The sequence below is a fragment of the Chitinophagales bacterium genome, assembly GCA_019638515.1.
Lineage (GTDB): Bacteria > Bacteroidota > Bacteroidia > Chitinophagales > LD1 > UBA7692.
The window spans coordinates 487,003-504,506 of sequence record JAHBTS010000002.1 but is presented as its reverse complement, the minus strand read 5'-3'; the positions used below and the strand labels follow the sequence as shown (position 1 = coordinate 504,506).

The following is a 17,504-nucleotide window of genomic DNA, read 5'->3' as shown; positions in this document are numbered from 1 at the left end:
ATTTATTTACACGGCTTTTCTGTGCCCTACCCACACAAAACGTTTATTTACATATTCAGGATTGGTAAATGAAGCGTTGCCGGCAGGGTTGCCTCCGGTAACGTGAAAATCGCTGAATGTTGCGTGTTGGTTTACAAAGATACCTCCGGTGAGGTTAAAACTTACAGGGGCAAAAACACTTTCCATTTCGTCTTCTATGCGGGCTGCTACACTTGGATCGGTAGTATATGCAGCACAAGTAATTGCTCCGTGTTTGGCTGCCATTTCTTTTGCCAAGTGAAGACTTTCTTCTGTGTTTTGTGTTTTAACTATTAGCACAATTGGACCAAATAGTTCATTTTCAAAAACACCAAAATCTTTGGCATTGGTTTCTAATACTATTGGGCTGCAAGTGCGAGCATTTGGGAATTCTGCATTGGCAACTGCCGATGGTTCAACCAAAACTGTGGCAATATCTTTTACGCTTTCAACACGTTTTAGAGTAACCTCATTTTGTACAGCACCCAAGGTGCCGGCTCCCATTTGCGGATGTGCTGCCAAGCCGCTAATGGATCCGGTAAGTGTTTTCACGGTTTCATCGTAGCTCAATGTTCCTTCGGCTGTTTTTATGCCTGTGGCAGGAATAAAAAAGTTTTGCGGAGCGGTACACATTTGCCCGGAATACAACGAAACTGCAAACGATAAGTTTTGTGCTACAGCTTTTATATCGGCAACAGAGTCTAAAATCACAGAATTAACACCTGCTTTTTCGGTAAAAGTGGTTTTCCCAGGAAGGCTTTCTATATAAGCTCCAAATGCAGAACCTCCGGTGTAGTCAATTACTTTTACGAGCGGGTGCTCGGCTAGTTTTTTGGTAATAAGGTTGCTGCTGCTATCTACAGCCAGTTGGCAGATATTTACGTCTAAATCTTTTGCTTTTAATGCTGCCTGAATTTCTGCAACCACTACAGCAATTGGATACACACTTTTAGGATGTGGTTTCACAATAGCCGTGTTTCCGGTAATAAGCGAGGCAAATAAGCCCGGAACACTATTCCAAGTTGGGAAAGTAGAGCAGCCAATTACCAATGAAATACCTTTTGGTACAGGGCGATATGTTTTTTCTAATGTAATGGTGGTTTTGCCTGCAGGTTTTGCCCATGTTATATTGCTTGGAAAGCGTGTAATTTCTTGGTAGCCCAATGCTAGCGCTTCTAATGCACGATCGTTGGCGTGCGGACCGCTGGCTTGGAAACTCATAATAAAAGATTGTCCTGTGGTGTGTTGGGTAGCAAATGCAATTTCAAAAAAGCGGTTTTTAATTCTCTCTAATGCATCTACCAACACTTCTGCGCGGTCATCGGCACTCAGTTTACGCCATTGCTCAAAGGCCCTGCCGGAGCGAACAACTAAAGTATCGGTATCAAATGCAGGGTATGTAACACCAAGTGCTTCCATTGTAAATGGCGACACTTCTTCTCCAATCCATTCGGTAGCATTGGTTTGCAGTAGTCCTTCAAATTTTTGGTTGCGTTGTGCATCAAAAGCCACCTGTCCTTTTGCAGGAGCTTCTTCGCCATAGGCTTTGGGATGTTCCGGATATTGCGCAAAAAAAGTTCTTGCATGAATTGCCTTAATGGCATTTGAAATAATTTCTGAGTAAGCTGAACTAAGTGCCATGATTATGCTGTTTTTGTTTTGTTGGGCGAAGAAAGTAAAAAATGTGGCTCCATAAATTTTTGTTAGAGGGCAGGGGTGGTGTTTTAACCTTGTTTTAAACCTATTATATTTGTTATTAAACAAAACAAACTATCAAGTAATATGAAAAAAATCTTTACGCTCTTTTTGTCGCTTGGTGCGGCATTGGCAGTATCTGCACAAACACAAATTCCTAATAGCGGATTTGATAATTGGAGTGGAACGCCTAGTGCACCTACCGGTTGGGAAACTTGGGAGACCATTTCAGGGGGCGCTGTTTCAGGCTTTGCTGTAAAAGATACCACACCGGGTAATTTTGTAGATGGAACTGCATCGCTTAAATTAACTACTGATTCGGCTCTGGTGCAGCAGACTAAAGTATTGTTGGCCGGCAGTGCTTCTTACTTTGGCACATTTACCGGATTGCCCGATACACTAAAGTTTGCATATAAATATGCTCCGGGTACTAATGATAGCGCTGTAATTAACATAAATACTTACCGTTACGATGCAGGAACCTCTAAGTATGTTGATTATTTAGATGGAGCAGTATTGCTTGCTTCTACGAATAATAATTGGTACTCAATTTTTGTACCGTTGCAGTATGCCGGCAATTTGAGCGGTACACCCGATAGTATTGATATTGTTTTAAGCAGCAGTAAGGGGCTTCAAAATAATGGTACCAAAGGCTCGGTGGCACATTTTGATAACTTGCGTTTTGTGTATGCTACCACAGTAGGTATTCAAGAAGCAGCATTATCGTATGCAGGTTTAAAGTTTTTTCCCAATCCTGCAACTACTCAAATTACATTCGATGGAAGTGTAAGTTTGGTGGGGCATGAGTTGAAGGTAATTTCATTAGATGGAAGAACGGTACTTTCTTCAGAAATGTATTCTAACTCGGTAGATGTAAGTTCTTTGAACAACGGCTACTATATTTTTGAAGTAAATAAAGCAGGAAACAACATGCTGAAAGGAAAGTTCAACATCAGTAAATAGCATATTGCTTTTATTCAATAAAAAAAAAGAGGCTGTTTCAAAAATGCAGCCTCTTTTTTTATTGAATATTTAAGCATTTTAGTTACTCTTTGCCTCCAGTACCTTTAAACTGGTCTTCGGTATAGCGAAACAATATATTAAAAGTTGTAAGCGAACCATAAATACGGGTAATGTATTGTTGTAGCTCTACCTTTTCTTCATCGGTTAGTTTTTTGTGGGCATTTATCTGTTGCTCCATTACGCGAAGGCGATCGCGTACCATTACAATTTTATGAAAAAACGTTTCTATTGAAATTTCTTTTGCCTGCAAGTCGCTACTGCCTGGTTGCAGAATTACATTGCCTCCCATCCATTTATTTCCCAATATTACTTTTTCTTCGGCACCGTATTTATCTTCCAATACTTCTGCTACTGCATTTTTTAAATCGCTTAGCGTAATAGGAGGTGTATCAGACTCTATCTTTTCTAAAGTAATAATGCCGTCAAAATCGCGGGCAATACCACGTGTGGAGCCTTCTTCTAAAAAGTAAACGGTATAGTATTCGGCATCTAAATTTACTACTACGCCTTTGCCATATTTAGGGTGTTGAATTCTTGAACCAATTCCGAGATTATTATCCATTATTTTGTGATTTATTTTGCGATGTTAGTAAATGAAGCTAAATTATGCGAGCAGTAATTCAACGAGTAAGGCATGCAAGTGTGCGAATTGAAGGACACCTTTCCGGTGAAATTGAAACAGGTTTTTTGGTGCTGGCAGGATTTGAACCAGAGGATTCTTTGAATGATATACAATGGATGAGTAAAAAAATAGCAGCGCTTAGAGTGTTTAATGATGAGGCGGGCTTGATGAATTTAAGCGTAAAAGATATTGGTGGAGGTATATTGGTTGTAAGTCAATTTACACTATTTGCCTCCTATAAAAAAGGCAATCGCCCATCGTTTATTGGAGCTGCCAAGCCCGATATTGCTGTTCCGCTTTACGAAAGTTTTGTAGCACAGCTGGCTGCCGAAATTGGTAAACCAATAGCCACCGGAGTTTTTGGTGCAGCCATGAAAGTTGAATTACTAAACGATGGTCCTGTAACTATTGTAATGGATAGTAAACAACCTGAGTAAAAGGAGTGGAGCTGGCGGGAATCGAACCCGCGTCCGGCTAAGGCAGCGATAGACCCTCTACATGCTTAGTTACTTATTGTTTTTCGTGCTTACGGCAGGTTAAGTAATCCCACCAACCGAAGCCTTACATCCGTTAATACGGTGGCTTTGTAAGTGGATGAAACTTACAAAGGCGGCACCGAGTTTTGATTGCCAGCGCGCTGTGTACGGTGCCTCAAGCGCGGGGCAAATGGTGCTTAATCTCTAAGATTAGGCAGCCATGGCGTAAGATTGTTCGCCATATAAAAAGAATCTGCAAGTGGATTATCGAGCTACTTACATGCTCGGCATGCCGGTGTACCGATACGGCTTCCCGTCAATTCCAATCAGCCCCATTGAAGATGTGTTGAAGCATCTTCTTTCAAAGAACAAGGCAAAGATAGCTAAATACAGCAATGCTTGCTGCAATAAAGTTTAAACAACTTGCCCTAAAAAGGAAAGGTCGCCCCTTGCGGGAACGACCAATCTTGAACCTATGAAAACACGAACTCTTTAATTCGTTTTTTATTTTACTTGAGCAACAATTGCTTTGAATGCTTCTGGATTGTTGAGTGCTAAATCGGCTAATACTTTTCTGTTTAACTCAATTCCTTTCTCTGCAAGTTTAGCAATGAATTTTGAATAAGACAAGCCCTCCTCGCGAACAGCGGCATTTATACGCGCAATCCACAATGAACGGTAGTCTCTTTTCTTACGTTTTCTGCCGATGTATGAGTAAACACCTGCTTTTTCAACGGCATTCTTTGCTACTGTATAAACTTTGCTACGCGATAGGAAGTATCCTTTCGCTTTTTGCATCACTTTTTTCCTGCGTGCACGGCTTGCAACCGAATTAACTGAACGTGGCATTTCTTACTTTTTAAATGTTTTCAATTTGGATTACGACATTACCAGCATGTCTTTTACTCTTGGCATGTCGCTTGGGTGCACCACACCATCTATATTAAGACCGTCTTTTCTACTTTTGCTTTTATGGCCAAGTAAGTGACGCTTAAAGGCTTTTTTGTGCTTTATTTTTCCTGAACCAGTAACTTTAAAGCGCTTTTTTGCTCCTGAATTTGTTTTAACCTTAGGCATTTCTATGAAATTTGGGACGGCAAAAATAACATTATTGCTTAAACACACAATAGTTACTCTTAAAATGTTTTCGATTTATGTAAAATAGCCGAAGAGTGTTGGCTTTAGATTATTTTTTCAGAGGTATAAAGGTAATGGTCATTTGGTTTTTGGGGCTGAGCGATTGGAGTATAAGCTGCGTGCTATCGGCAGATAAAATATTGAAAAATTTATTGGCTATGGCTGTATCGCTGGTACAATTGAGCCAAAGCGTATCGTTGGAAATGGTATAGTTGCCGAGTTCACTTTTTCCGAAAATTTGGCTTTTGTATTGATTTGCAGCTAAAAATTCCATAAAGGAACCTTGCAGCCAGGTATTTTCTACATAAACTCCATTTACTTTCATGCTTGCAGTTGCCCATTTGCCCGATAGTTGCTTTTTGGAGGAATTGCCGGAGCAGGCGGAGAGTAAGAGTGTTGCTGCTAATAGCCAGTATGCTTGCCTCACTTTTTACGGATAAATTGGAGTGTGAGTGTTTGTGCCTGTAATGTAGTTTTTAAAGATAGCGAGTCGCTGGTAAGTTGCACCACTTGGTAGTGCTGTTCTCCATCATTATCGGTGTGGGTAAGTGCTGTTCCTGCTTCATTTAGTTTCCACTTGCCTGTTTCATCTTTAATAGAATGCGAATGATAAGTGTTATCGGCATGGTATTCTAAGCTAAAAGATTGGCGGAGGGAGGCTATGTTGGCCTCTATGAGTGGTTTATTTTCCGGTGAAATTTCTTGTTGGTATAAAATATTGTTGAATTGCCAATTACCAACTAAGAGTTGTTGGGGTGTATGGTTTTTACATGCCATTAGCAGCAAAATGCAGCCTATAATAAACGAGGTGTATTTCATAAGGTTGGCGAAGGTAAAATAAAAAGGGCTGCATTGCTGCAACCCTTTTTTAAAGTTTGTGAAACCACAATTATTTAGCTACAAAGAATTTGGTTTTGCCTACTACGGCACCTTGTTCGTTTTGTAAGTTTACAAAGTAAGTTCCAACGCTAAGAGTAGTAACATCAATAGATGTTTTACCGTTGAATACTGAAGATGTAACTTTTCTTCCGCTGATATCAGAAACGGTTAATGTTCCGTTGTGGATATCGGCAGCAACATTAAGTGCGCTGTTTGTTGGGTTTGGATATGCCAATACATTTACCATGTTGAAATCGGCAATAGCACTTGGATCGTTTACGCGGATTCTTAAAACACCATTAGCTGTTTTTCCGGTAGTAGAAACCAATTCATAAAATACGGTATCGAAACCAACGTAGTTGTTTAGTGGCGTGTAAGTAATGTTGTTGCCTGATTTTGCAGCAGAACCGTGAGCGGTAGTAGTGCTGATGGTACCTAAAGAAAGTGTAGCACCGCTGTTGCAATCTTCATCGTTAGCCAACACATCTACGGTAACAGCTGTGTTTTTGTTGGTAACAGTATCGTCTTGTGCAGCAATTGGGTTTACTACATAGTTGCCGGGAGCAACACTGTAAGAAACACTATCTAACAAAAGTTCGCTTCCTACAGGAATGGTAGAACCTCCGCCTAAAGAGCTAAATAAGCTTTGCAGTTCAAATAAGTTGCTAGAAGAGAAAGCATAAGTTAAGCTATCTGGCACTTCGCAAGAAGAATACACAAACGGTACGCTAAATCTTTGGTAGCCATTAGTAGTATCTTTTACAAATTGTGCTGCTGTAGCTACTACTTCTGTACCTTTTCTCAATACAGCCAATAAAAGAGCTGAATCGCCTAAAGCAGGAGTGTAGTTGGCGTACACAGAGAAGCTGTCTAATCTTCCGGCAACAGGAATACCGCTTCCTGGTAAACTAGTTGGTGAAAATCCACCAGAACCCATAAGATTTGCTACACTAATTTTAAACTCACCGCTAATAATAAATCCAGGAATGGCAGTTTGTATGCCAATTAAAGGAATAGTAATGTTTTGAGTAGTAATTTTAACGGCACTGCTTCCAGCAAAGGCGTTGTTTGATTTTGTAACCATAATTACACCACCTGCTCCGGGTGCAAAAGTATCTGCTCCTGTAATGTAGTTTACAGAAGTCCAATCAATTGGGTCTTCAAAGCTAAAAGTGTCGTTCAATACAATTTGTTGGTTAATGTTTAGAATGGAAGTATCTATTTTCCAATTCTCAAAGCCGCCATTTGGCACAGTTTGTGCTCCGGCAGTTGCTACCAATCCTCCAAGCATGCTGCCGAGTAGAAATTTTTTCATGTCTTTCGTTGCGTTTTTTTATTTGTGAATGAGATGTGCGAAAATAACAATCTCCATTACTTTTTAATTTTTTCTTTGTTAAAAGGTATTTCTAAAGAGATAGATTTTTAGAAAAAAGATATTGCCGATTAAAAAGTGCCTAAGTGGTTTTACATTCGCACCTTAAAATTCAGATATGAGCGGTACTACCACAGGACAAATGTTTACGCATAGCTATTTAAGGAAAACCAAGCCGGTTCATCACTTTTTGCTGGCGCTTGCGTTTGGTGTAGTGGGTATGGCTGCGGCAAAATTGGTATTTGCTTCGCAGTCCGGTATTGGGTTTATGGGCTGCTTTGGATTGTTGTTTTATGCCATGTTTAACCCGTGGCTGGTGCTGTTGATGGCAGATATGAAACGCTATTTTTTAGTATCTCTTTTTTATTACAGTGTACTTGCATTAGTAATGTTTGGAACTGTTTATTTACTCACCGGAGAAAGTATTTTAAACGATTGGGGTTTAAAGATAACCCTTATTTCTTCTACATTTTTCTACTTTGTGGCTTTTGGTATGATGTGGCTTACCAAAACAATATTAGACGATGATGGCATGTTGTAATTTCCACTTCAGTTCAATTTCTAAACGGATTAAAGTCGTCTTTGTACAATAGAATGGTACTTACGCACACTATTGTTTTTTTTAACTTAAAACAAAAGGCTTTCTTTTTCATTTTAGCGGCATGAGAACGGGAATACCAGATACCAACAAACCTCGTGTGGTAATAATTGGCTGCGGCTTTGGCGGTCTGCAATTAGCAAAAGCACTTAATAATAAAGATGTACAAGTTGTAATGATTGATAAGAACAATTATCATTCCTTTCAACCATTGCTATATCAAGTTTCAACCGCGGGATTAGAGGCAGATTCTATTGCATATCCTATTCGTAAGATTTTTAAGGGGCAGAAGAACTTTCATTTTCGTTGGTGCGAGGTAAAAAGAATAATGCCTGAGCAAAACGAAATTGAAACTTCGGTAGGTAATTTGAATTACGATTATTTAGTAATTGGCACAGGAACCACCACTAATTTTTTTGGAATTGAAGGTTTGGCAGAAAAGGCAATGCCCATGAAGACCGTTACCGAAGCACTCAATTTACGCAGCTTAATTCTTCAAAATTTTGAAAAAGCGCTGCTTACTACCAATATAAAAGAACAGGAAGCGCTCATGACTTTTGTAATTGTGGGCGGAGGCCCCACCGGAGTGGAATTGGCGGGTGCATTGTGCGAGTTAAAACACCATGTGTTGCCAGCAGATTATCCGGAACTCGATTTGCGAAAAATGCGCGTAATGCTGGTGGAAAGTGGAAAGGAAATTTTGCAGAGTATGCTGCCTGCAAACCAACAAAAATCGTTAGATTATTTAAAAAAATTGGGAGCAGAAGTTTGGTTAGATACACGGGTTACTAAATACGATGGTAATCTGGTGCAAACCGCCAGCGGAAAAGAAATTTATACTGCCAATTTAATTTGGAGCGCTGGCGTAAAAGGGCAAACCATAGAAGGGCTTCCAAGCGAGGTTGTAGCCAGAGGGCGTTTTATTTGCAATGAGTTTAACCAAGTAAAAGGCACTGAAAATATTTTTGCCATTGGTGATGTTGCGTTGCTGCAACACGAAACTTTGTATCCAAACGGGCATCCGCAAGTAGCTCCCGTTGCCATGCAGCAAGGGCAGTTGCTGGCAAAAAACATTATACATAAAATTGAAGGAAAGCAATTGAAGCCGTTTACTTATTTCGATAAAGGAAGTATGGCCACCATTGGCAGAAATAAAGCAGTGGTGCAAATTCAAAACATGAAGTTTGCAGGTTTCTTTGGTTGGTTGGTATGGATGGGTTTGCACCTGCTTATGCTGGTTGGCTTTCGCAATAAAATAGTGGTACTTATCAACTGGATTTGGAACTATATCAACTACGATAGAAATATACGATTGATTATTCGCCCCTACGAGCGAAAGTAATTATCCCCGCACTTTAAAAGCCGTGGCAGCATTGCAGCCTCCAAAGCCCGAGGCGGTTTTTATGGCAATTGTTTTTTGCGAAACTGTGAGGTTGGTATTAATGTTTACTTCCACGCTTGTTCCCGTTTCGCTAAAGTTTTTAGAAGGAAGAATACAATTATTTAAAAGAGCATGATACGAAAGAATAGATTCTGCAACGCCAGCAGCGCCAAGCGTGTGCCCCAAAATGGCTTTTAAACTGTTGGTAGGAATGTGTTGTATATGGCACAAGCCAAATGCCTTTGCTTCCATTTCATCGTTAAAAAGCGTGCCTGTACCGTGTGCATTTACAAAAGAAATATTGCTCGTGTTAATATTGTTTTCGCTTATAGTATTTTGAATAGCAAAGGCCAACTCTGCTCCGGTTTTTGAAGGCCCTGAAATATGGTTGGCATCATTAGAGCTAAAACCTTTGCCAACGGTTACTTGTTTGCTAAAGCTACTATAAACATGGTCGGTAGAAAGAATAATGGTGGCAGCACATTCGCCTAAATTAATGCCTTTTCTGTTTTTATCGAAAGGTTTGCATGCTTCGTTAGATGCTGCTCCCAAGGCATGGAATCCCGATATAATAAATTTTGAAAGCACATCGGCTCCACACACAATGGCATGTTTGTATTGTCCGCGGCTGAGCATTTGCTGTGCTAAGTTGATGGCTACCACGCCCGAAATGCAGGCATTGGAAACAACAATTGGAGTAGTTGAGATATTGAAGTACGCTGCAATTTTTTTTGCCGAGGCATAAAGCGAAATTTCTGCGCGGTTGTATGGTTTGTTTTCTAAAAGTTCGATGTTGCCTTTAGTAGAAGAAAGAATAAAAACAGTGTCGTTTTTTTGGGATAAACCGTTGGTATTTTGCAAAGCAGTTGTAATAGATTCGATGCAAAGGCTTTCAAACCTTGTGAAACCTTTGCGTGTTTCCAACGCTCCAAAAAGCGATGCAAAAAATGGCTGCGGAAAAATGTTTAATCGCTGGTGTTCACCAATGCTTGATTGCAGGTTTGCCGCAGCTTCAAAATTTTTTTCGGATGAATTGGCAATGGGCGAAAAAATACTGTCGGCTATAGCATAAACGGTTTTCATACCAGCATTCTCCTCTTCCAATCTTGATAAAATTCCGGAACAGTAAGCGATAGCAAACGCGATTCTTGCTCCACAAAAACCTGAGTGGTGCTACCGGTGCAAATGCGCTCTCCGGTGGCCTCGCGGGTAATGGCATAATCGAAAATCAACTTTGCAGAATCGGTGGGGCGATAAGTTGCTCGCACAATGGCTATATCGCGATACATCAGTGGCTTTTTAAAACTAAAATCCAATGCAATAAGTGGAGTGGAATATTTGTACTGATGAAATATGTTTGCAAAGTCGAGATTATATTCTTGGGCAAACGTATCGCGCCCTAATTCAAAGAATTTGGCGTAGTTGCCATGCCACACAATGCCGAGTGGATCGCAATCGTAAAAACGAACTTCAAATTTTGCTTCTGTAAAAAGTTTCAATACGGTATTTTTTGCAATAATACTGAATACTTACTTGCTGCGGATTGTAGATTTTTAAAATCTGCTGCTGTTTTTATCGGAACTAATAGATAAGTACTTCGTTTATTACTTCTTCTCCCAATTCGGTATTGAGGAGTTCTTTAATTTTTTCGCGGCTGTAATACATTTCGTTTTTAAGTGCCGGAGTGCTGAAGTTTAAATAAAGTTTTCCTGCTTTTAAATGAACCGAAGTGGTGTGCTTTACAATGGTTTTTCCCATCAGTTTTTCCCATAGCGATTTTACGCGCATGGCATCTAACTGAGGTTTTAATTTGTTTTCTTTTATGAATGTATCAATTGCTTCGCCTAACGAAACTTTATTGTGCTGTTTCACAATTGCAAACTAAAAGAAAGAAAATGCCATTTTCTAAATAACTTTGCAAAAAAGGCATTACAATTGAACGCTTATGCTTGAATATGCCGAATTAGTACGCAGGCTTACACCGCTGGTTCAATGTGCGGTTTGCTTATTGTTGGGTGTAACTGTAATTGTGTTTAATCACTTTTTTTTACCCGGCAATGCCAATGAATTTTCGGGTGCTTTTATTGGTATAGTATTCTTTACGCTGCTGAATAATTTGATGAGTATTTTTAATGAAGCATATAAAAAATACGCTTTACTATCCTATAGTCTTTATTTTCTGCTAACTGCGGTATTGCTGCTGTTGGCAAAGTATATGGCACAAAAAAGTATATGGCAGTTGCCTACGTTTAGGTCAATGTTTTTGTCTGTTACTATTTTTTATTTTGTTACCAGCGTGTTTGTGCGTTTAATAAGAGCTATCTACCAATTCGCTTTGGCAGAGGAAAATGAAATGGAATAGATTTTACTTTTTTGGATAGGAACTTTTATATTGCATCTATAAAATAAATCAAAAATGAAAAAATTACTCACTTCAATTGTTGCTGTGGTATTGTTACTTACAGTACCTTTTCTTCAATCGTGCTCTAAAGATCCAATTAAGATTGGTTTAAAATTTACGAACTTAAATTTTACCATTCCGGCAGGAGATAAATACCAAACAGCAACCGTTACTATTAAAAAATCTGATTGGCAAAAGTTTGTTACCGATGCCGGGCAAACTTTTGATTTCAATAAGGTAAAGAAGCTAGATTTCAAAAGTTTTAAATTAAGTGTAGATGGGTCTAAGGTATTAGATGAGTTTGATTTTGCAGACTTGAAGTTTGCAAAAACCAACAATACTTCCGAAGAAAAGATTGCATACATAAGCACTATTGCCGATGGCTCTAAAGAAGTTTCCTTTTCTTCTAATTACTTTGATGCAAAAAGCTATTTGGCAGAAGATGAGTTTCTTGCCAAAGTGGTTATTTTTAGAAACTATCCGGGCGTAGCTTATACTTTTACTGGCGATTTAGAGTTAGAAGTAGAGTATTCTCAGAAATAATTTTTAGTTGAATTTCTTAAGTAAATGGAGTGCAATAGCGCTCCATTTGCATTTTTGTGAATAGGTAATGTTTTAAGTTTATATCATTGCAGCGCTTAAAAAAAATGGAAGGAAAAAAGAAAGTTGCCATTATTGGCGCAGGACCCGCAGGCTTAACTGCTGCATACTTATTAGCAAAGGCAGGGCAAGAAGTAGTAGTGTTTGAAAAAGATCCTACTTATGTTGGCGGTATTTCAAGAACCGAATCGTATAAAGGCTACCATTTCGATATTGGAGGACACCGCTTCTTCTCTAAATCAAAAGAAGTAGAAGATTTTTGGACCGAAATTTTAGGCAACGATATGTTGGAGCGCCCGCGCAGTTCCAGAATTTTTTACCAGAAAAAGTTCTATTCATATCCGCTTGCAGCTATGGAGGCACTAACTAATTTAGGTATTATAGAAAGTACACTCTGCGTACTCAGCTACTTAAAGGCAAAAGCTTTTCCGGTTAAAAACCCAACCAATTTCGAAGACTGGGTGAGCAACCAATTTGGTAAACGTTTGTTCAATATATTCTTTAAAACCTATACCGAAAAGGTATGGGGCATTTCTTGCAAAGAAATTAGTGCCGATTGGGCAGCACAGCGTATAAAAGGTCTTTCGCTTAGCAGTGCTATTATAAATGCGGTTTTTAAACCAAAGCAGTCTGGCGATAAAGACAAGGTTATTAAAACCCTGATAGATTCTTTCAGGTATCCTAAAAATGGACCGGGACAAATGTGGGAAGCCTGTGCCGAAAAATGCAAGGCAATGGGTGTAGAAATAAGAATGAACGATGCCGTAAAAGGAATTACATTCAATAAAACATGGCAGGTAGAAAGAACCAATGGCGAACCTGTGGGTAATTTTGATTACGTGCTTTCTTCTGCTCCAATGCGTGAGTTAATTACAGCTATATCTCCCAAAATGCCGGAAAAAGCATTTCAATCTGCTGCCAGTTTAGGCTACCGCGACTTTTTAACCGTGGTGCTTATTTGCCGCGATGAAGATGCCTTTGGCGATAACTGGATATATATACACGACCCAAGCGTAAAAGTGGGAAGAATCCAAAACTTTAAATCATGGAGTCCATACATGGTTCCAGATACGTCTATGGCTTGCTATGGTTTAGAGTATTTTTGTTTTGAAGGTGATGGTTTATGGACAAGCAGCGATGAAGATTTAATTGCACTAGGCAAAAAGGAAATGGCTCAAATTGGATTGGTGAAGCAGCAAGCTGTAGTAGATGGCTATGTAGTGCGCCAACCTAAAGCATATCCGGTGTACGACCATTTCTACAAACAACATGTAGAAAACGTAAAAGAAGAATTAAAAAATTATCCGGGCTTGTATTTAATTGGTCGTAACGGTATGCACAAGTATAATAATCAAGACCACAGCATGATGACTGCTATGCTGGCTGCACGCAATATCATTGCAGGAAAAGAACTTTTTGATCTTTGGAATGTAAACGAAGATGCCGAATATCACGAAGGAGGCAATCGCGGAGCCGAAGATATGGGCAAAATAAGCGAGCGCTTAGTGCCTCAAACGAATGTATAGAAAAGTACCGAGTTTTAAACTGAACTTCAGTTTAAGATAAGAGAAATAAAAAATCGCAACAGGTTTTTGAGATACAAAAATGTGTTGCGATTTTTTTATGTATGGAAAGAATAAATACCTAAGTTGCTACACGCTTTTAGCACTTCTGGTAAGTTGTTCAATCATATCCCATTGATCTTTGGTAACATCGTCAAACAAATTAAACTCTCCGGCACCTTGGAGCCATTCGCCACCATCGATGGTAACCACATCGCCATTTATATAAGACGAAAAATCGGATACTAAATAGGCTGCAAGATTTGCTAATTCTTGATGTTCGCCCACTCTGCGCAGCGGAACTTGTTTGCTTAAATCGAACTTATCGCGGAAAGGTTCCGGTACTAATCTATCCCAAGCACCTTTGGTTGGGAATGGTCCCGGAGCAATGGCATTTGCACGAATACCATACTTTGCCCATTCTACGGCTAAAGAGCGTGTCATGGCAAGCACTCCGGCTTTGGCGCAAGCCGATGGCACCACATAAGCGCTGCCTGTCCATGCGTATGTAGTAACAATGCTTAATATAGCGCGATTGGTTTGGTTGTTCTTTATCCAGTGTTTACCAAGCGCAAGTGTGCAGTTAATACTACCATCGAGCACAATTCCCATTACAGACTTAAATGCGTTGATGCTTAAGCGCTCGGTGGGAGAAATGAAATTTCCCGCTGCATTGTTTACCAACACATGTACTTCGCCAAAAGTATCGTTGGCTTTTTGTATCATGGTTTCTACTTGTGCATAGTCGCGCACATCGCAGGCCACAGCCAGCACTTTTCCTCCGGTTTCAGCTTCGAGTTCGCGGGCTGTATTTTCTAACACATCTAGTTTGCGGCTGCTAACAACCACATTGGCACCTAATTGTAGAAAGTAGCGAGTCATAGATTTTCCTAATCCGGTACCGCCACCGGTAACAATAATTGTTTTTCCTTTTAGCGCATCTTCGCGCAGCATTGGTTGGTTATACATACTTGTATTGTTTCGTGTAGTTAAATTTCTAAATGCCTAAAATACATTAGTTTTTAATACTGCCCGGTGTTGAGCAGCACGAGGGTGCAGGCTTCTTCGGTGGCAATGCCACTTTCTTCTGCTAATCTTTTTAACTCGGGATTTTCAGTTCCGGGATTAAAAATAATTCTGGAGGGATGCAGTTTCAATATACTGCTGTAATAGTTTTTTTGAATAGAGGGGTTAATGTATAGCGTGAGTGTATTTATAGGTTCATTTTCAGGGAAAGTTGTTTGTATGTGTACATCGGCAACGGTTCCTGCATTATTTCCTACGGCAATTACATCGTGCTTAAAACTGCGCAATAACTGTATAGCTTTATTGCTGTAGCGTTCTGTATTAGTAGATGCGCCTAATACTAAAGTTCTTTTACTCATGGTTATTGTTTTACGAATTTGAAGAATTGTACAGCTTGATTTTGGGTAGTAACTCTACCTATATATAATAACGGTGGAAGTGCTGCAATATTGATTCCTTCACCTTTTTTTGCGCTTTGCTTTGCAATGATTTTGCCCGCTGTATTCATGATTTCTACATAAAAGTTTTCGGCTGTAGTTTCTATGAAAAGACGTGTAGATGCGGGATTGGGATATACTGCCACTGTTTGTATGGTTGGTTCATGAATGTTTGTAGTGTTTCCAAATGAAAGTGAGGTGTCTTTTACTATTGTGTTTACGGTGTTTAGTATCCAGTTTTTAGGGTCAATAGAAATTGATGTGGCTTTTCCACGAATTTTTACGGTATAGGACTGTATGTTTTGGTTCATTTCGAGACGTAGTAGTGTATCGCTGAGTCCTATTCGCTTTACTAAATAATCAATAGGTGTAAAAAATAATGGCGTTTGAGCAGCCGAAGTGGTTTGAGTATTTTTTAGTTGAAGCAGGCTATCGTTGCTATTCCATTGCACGCTAAATATGGGATAGCCTTCGCCATAAATCCATTGGTTAAAGAATTGGGTAAAATCAAGTGCGGTAGTTGCTTCTAATACAGTTTTAAAATCTATAATGGATCCGTTGCTAAAACGGTATTGGGTTTGAAAGTTTTTTAGTGCTGCAAAAAACAGCGAATCGTTATTCACCACATAGCGAATAGAATGAATAACTGCAGCGCCTTTATCGTATGTAAGACGGGCATCGAAAATGCGGCTATCGCTGGTGTCGGTAAACCAAATGGCGCCATCGGGTTCGCTCATCACATTGTTGTGAACATCCAACATATTGGCTTGTGCATCGGTTTTTGAAAATAAAAATTCAGTAGCTAAATATTCGGAGTATGCGGCAAACCCTTCGTTGATAAAAATATCGCTCCAGCTACTGCAAGTAACATTATCGCCAAACCACTGATGCCCAAGTTCGTGGGCCACAATGCCGTGTGTAAAGAAACCCATGGTGCTCATGGTTTGGTGTTCCATGCCGCCCGATATGGGCGCCATTGCATGGCCGTATTTTTCTTTAGCAAAAGGATACAAACCATATAACTCAGAAAACAGTTTTATCATAGCAGCCGTAGAGTCTAAAAACTCTTTAAAGTAGGGGAGTGTTTGTGGATTGTTGTAAATGTAGTTTTGTATTAAAATAGAATCGCTATAGCCTTTTGGTTTGGCGTATTGGTGGTATGTAACATATTGCCCAACTGCTATGGATATTAAGTAATAATCAATTGGGAATGCCGATTTCCATTCGTAGCGTTTTTTTCCATTTGGTAAGGCAACTACATTGGAAAGTAAACCGTTGGCAGCAACCTGATTAGAAGAATCGGTGGTAACAAAAATCCATACAGAATCTAACTTGTCTTGCAGCGCCTGTTTGCACGGAAACCATTCGTAAGCGGCATAAGGTTCGCTAAGCGACCAAGTAACTTTGTTTCCCCACGAGGGCGAAGCGGCATTAGAAAACCCATCGCCTAAATTGCCGCCAGAGCTAGGCGGTGTACCGTGGTAGTATATAGTAATATCTACAAGGTCGTTTTCATACATTGTTTGTGGAAGTATTGCACGCCTTTCGTGAGCTATGGATCTTACATAAAGTGGCGTTCCATAACTTACTACACTATCTATAACTAAGTTGCTGTGCAGTTCAAATGCAAAAGTGTCTAGTTGCGGTGCTAAAATTTTGGCAATTGTTCGCACAGAGCCACTTATATTTTTATTGGTTCGTTCTACATGTAAATTCAAATGCTGAAATTGAGCATCGTACGCATTTTGAAGTGTATTTTGCTGCGAAGAAACTATGGTTGCAGCTTTGCTTTTTGCCCCACTTCTGTATTTGCAAAATTCGCCTGCCAATACAAAATTGCCATAAAGCATACATGCTATAAGCAATATTCCGATTCGATTCATTGTAACATAATTCATGAATGATAAAATGGCGGAAATAGTTGGAGAAACGCGAAGTAAAACTTTTTATTAGAACTGTGGCTGGTATAAAATTTACAGGTTCAATAGCCGAGCGAGGCAAAAAAACAAAAGCCGCAAGGCATTTAGAGTAAACACTTTACGGCTTTTTGAGTTGAGGTCGAGAGCGGATTCGAACCGCTGTACAAGCTTTTGCAGAGCTGTGCCTAGCCACTCGGCCACCCGACCTTTAAAAAAACGAATGGCAAATCTAAAAACTAAAATGAAGTTTAAAAGTTGGGGCATACTTTTTCGCCATATTTTTTTGTGGAACTGTTATGGGATGTTAAACAAATTTCAATATGCTTATTTCTTCCAATAAAAAAATGCCACATTCGTC

Annotated in this window: 20 protein-coding genes, 1 tRNA gene and 1 other RNA gene; 7 read left to right on the top strand and 15 right to left on the bottom strand. The window is 39.6% G+C overall.

Features of this window, described 5'->3' with window-relative positions:
* Nucleotides 1-6: 6 nt before the first annotated feature.
* Nucleotides 7-1,659, bottom strand: a complete 1,653-nt coding sequence (gene paaN, locus KF872_05405) for a phenylacetic acid degradation protein PaaN (protein MBX2902975.1) — start codon at nucleotides 1,657-1,659, stop codon at nucleotides 7-9.
* A 141-nt stretch (nucleotides 1,660-1,800) separates the two neighbouring features.
* Between paaN and KF872_05400 the strand changes: the two genes are divergently transcribed.
* Nucleotides 1,801-2,676: a T9SS type A sorting domain-containing protein gene (locus KF872_05400; protein ID MBX2902974.1), complete on the top strand. Its 876-nt coding sequence runs from the start codon at nucleotides 1,801-1,803 to the stop codon at nucleotides 2,674-2,676.
* Between the two features lie 82 nt (nucleotides 2,677-2,758).
* On the opposite strand, the gene KF872_05395 is transcribed toward KF872_05400, so the two are convergent.
* Nucleotides 2,759-3,298 (bottom strand): hypothetical protein, encoded by a 540-nt coding sequence (locus tag KF872_05395; GenBank protein ID MBX2902973.1) that lies wholly within the window; start codon nucleotides 3,296-3,298, stop codon nucleotides 2,759-2,761.
* Between the two features lie 44 nt (nucleotides 3,299-3,342).
* On the opposite strand from KF872_05395, the gene dtd reads away from it, so the two are divergent.
* Complete coding sequence (gene dtd, locus KF872_05390) at nucleotides 3,343-3,795, top strand: D-tyrosyl-tRNA(Tyr) deacylase (protein ID MBX2902972.1); 453 nt, start codon at nucleotides 3,343-3,345, stop codon at nucleotides 3,793-3,795.
* A 3-nt stretch (nucleotides 3,796-3,798) separates the two neighbouring features.
* Here the strand turns inward: dtd and ssrA are convergent.
* The 6 genes from ssrA to KF872_05360 all read right to left on the bottom strand — a co-directional run bounded on the left by ssrA (nucleotide 3,799) and on the right by KF872_05360 (nucleotide 7,165).
* Nucleotides 3,799-4,168: a transfer-messenger RNA gene (ssrA, locus tag KF872_05385) on the bottom strand.
* Nucleotides 4,169-4,338: 170 nt separating this feature from the next.
* Nucleotides 4,339-4,683, bottom strand: a complete 345-nt coding sequence (rplT, locus tag KF872_05380; GenBank protein MBX2902971.1) for a 50S ribosomal protein L20 — start codon at nucleotides 4,681-4,683, stop codon at nucleotides 4,339-4,341.
* Nucleotides 4,684-4,713: 30 nt separating this feature from the next.
* On the bottom strand, nucleotides 4,714-4,911 hold the full coding sequence (rpmI, locus tag KF872_05375) for a 50S ribosomal protein L35 (GenBank protein MBX2902970.1): 198 nt from the start codon (nucleotides 4,909-4,911) through the stop codon (nucleotides 4,714-4,716).
* A gap of 109 nt (nucleotides 4,912-5,020) precedes the next feature.
* Nucleotides 5,021-5,398 carry a hypothetical protein gene (locus KF872_05370; GenBank protein ID MBX2902969.1) on the bottom strand — a complete coding sequence of 126 codons (378 nt, stop codon included), beginning with the start codon at nucleotides 5,396-5,398 and terminating at the stop codon, nucleotides 5,021-5,023.
* The gene (locus KF872_05365) at nucleotides 5,395-5,790 is read right to left on the bottom strand and encodes a lipocalin family protein (GenBank protein ID MBX2902968.1); all 396 of its coding nucleotides are present in this window, start codon (nucleotides 5,788-5,790) and stop codon (nucleotides 5,395-5,397) included. Before KF872_05365 ends, KF872_05370 begins: the two co-directional genes overlap by 4 nt.
* A 70-nt stretch (nucleotides 5,791-5,860) precedes the next feature.
* Complete coding sequence (locus tag KF872_05360) at nucleotides 5,861-7,165, bottom strand: T9SS type A sorting domain-containing protein (GenBank protein ID MBX2902967.1); 1,305 nt, start codon at nucleotides 7,163-7,165, stop codon at nucleotides 5,861-5,863.
* Between the two features lie 175 nt (nucleotides 7,166-7,340).
* Between KF872_05360 and KF872_05355 the strand changes: the two genes are divergently transcribed.
* Together KF872_05355 and KF872_05350 are read left to right on the top strand one after the other, a co-directional pair.
* A complete protein-coding gene (locus KF872_05355; protein MBX2902966.1) occupies nucleotides 7,341-7,763 on the top strand; it encodes a hypothetical protein in 423 nt (140 codons plus the stop codon).
* Between the two features lie 121 nt (nucleotides 7,764-7,884).
* Nucleotides 7,885-9,162, top strand: a complete 1,278-nt coding sequence (locus tag KF872_05350) for an NAD(P)/FAD-dependent oxidoreductase (GenBank protein ID MBX2902965.1) — start codon at nucleotides 7,885-7,887, stop codon at nucleotides 9,160-9,162.
* Here the strand turns inward: KF872_05350 and KF872_05345 are convergent, their stop codons facing one another.
* From KF872_05345 to KF872_05335, 3 genes are all read right to left on the bottom strand, one after another.
* Nucleotides 9,163-10,284 (bottom strand): beta-ketoacyl synthase, encoded by a 1,122-nt coding sequence (locus KF872_05345; GenBank protein MBX2902964.1) that lies wholly within the window; start codon nucleotides 10,282-10,284, stop codon nucleotides 9,163-9,165.
* Nucleotides 10,281-10,700, bottom strand: coding sequence for an acyl-CoA thioesterase (locus KF872_05340; GenBank protein MBX2902963.1), 420 nt, complete (start codon nucleotides 10,698-10,700; stop codon nucleotides 10,281-10,283). Before KF872_05340 ends, KF872_05345 begins: the two co-directional genes overlap by 4 nt.
* Nucleotides 10,701-10,782: 82 nt before the next feature.
* Complete coding sequence (locus KF872_05335; protein ID MBX2902962.1) at nucleotides 10,783-11,073, bottom strand: DUF721 domain-containing protein; 291 nt, start codon at nucleotides 11,071-11,073, stop codon at nucleotides 10,783-10,785.
* A gap of 73 nt (nucleotides 11,074-11,146) precedes the next feature.
* On the opposite strand from KF872_05335, the gene KF872_05330 reads away from it, so the two are divergent.
* The 3 genes from KF872_05330 (at nucleotide 11,147) to KF872_05320 (ending at nucleotide 13,728) form a co-directional block, all read left to right on the top strand.
* Nucleotides 11,147-11,563, top strand: a complete 417-nt coding sequence (locus tag KF872_05330; GenBank protein ID MBX2902961.1) for a hypothetical protein — start codon at nucleotides 11,147-11,149, stop codon at nucleotides 11,561-11,563.
* Between the two features lie 54 nt (nucleotides 11,564-11,617).
* Nucleotides 11,618-12,145 carry a hypothetical protein gene (locus KF872_05325; protein ID MBX2902960.1) on the top strand — a complete coding sequence of 176 codons (528 nt, stop codon included), beginning with the start codon at nucleotides 11,618-11,620 and terminating at the stop codon, nucleotides 12,143-12,145.
* A 104-nt stretch (nucleotides 12,146-12,249) separates the two neighbouring features.
* Nucleotides 12,250-13,728, top strand: coding sequence for an NAD(P)/FAD-dependent oxidoreductase (locus KF872_05320; GenBank protein ID MBX2902959.1), 1,479 nt, complete (start codon nucleotides 12,250-12,252; stop codon nucleotides 13,726-13,728).
* Between the two features lie 126 nt (nucleotides 13,729-13,854).
* On the opposite strand, the gene KF872_05315 is transcribed toward KF872_05320, so the two are convergent.
* The 4 genes from KF872_05315 to KF872_05300 all read right to left on the bottom strand — a co-directional run bounded on the left by KF872_05315 (nucleotide 13,855) and on the right by KF872_05300 (nucleotide 17,353).
* A complete protein-coding gene (locus KF872_05315) occupies nucleotides 13,855-14,733 on the bottom strand; it encodes an SDR family oxidoreductase (protein MBX2902958.1) in 879 nt (292 codons plus the stop codon).
* Nucleotides 14,734-14,786: 53 nt separating this feature from the next.
* A complete protein-coding gene (locus tag KF872_05310) occupies nucleotides 14,787-15,149 on the bottom strand; it encodes a CoA-binding protein (GenBank protein MBX2902957.1) in 363 nt (120 codons plus the stop codon).
* 2 nt (nucleotides 15,150-15,151) lie between these two features.
* Nucleotides 15,152-17,110, bottom strand: a complete 1,959-nt coding sequence (locus KF872_05305) for a T9SS type A sorting domain-containing protein (GenBank protein ID MBX2902956.1) — start codon at nucleotides 17,108-17,110, stop codon at nucleotides 15,152-15,154.
* 172 nt (nucleotides 17,111-17,282) lie between these two features.
* Nucleotides 17,283-17,353 (bottom strand) — tRNA-Cys (locus KF872_05300).
* Nucleotides 17,354-17,504: the final 151 nt, after the last annotated feature.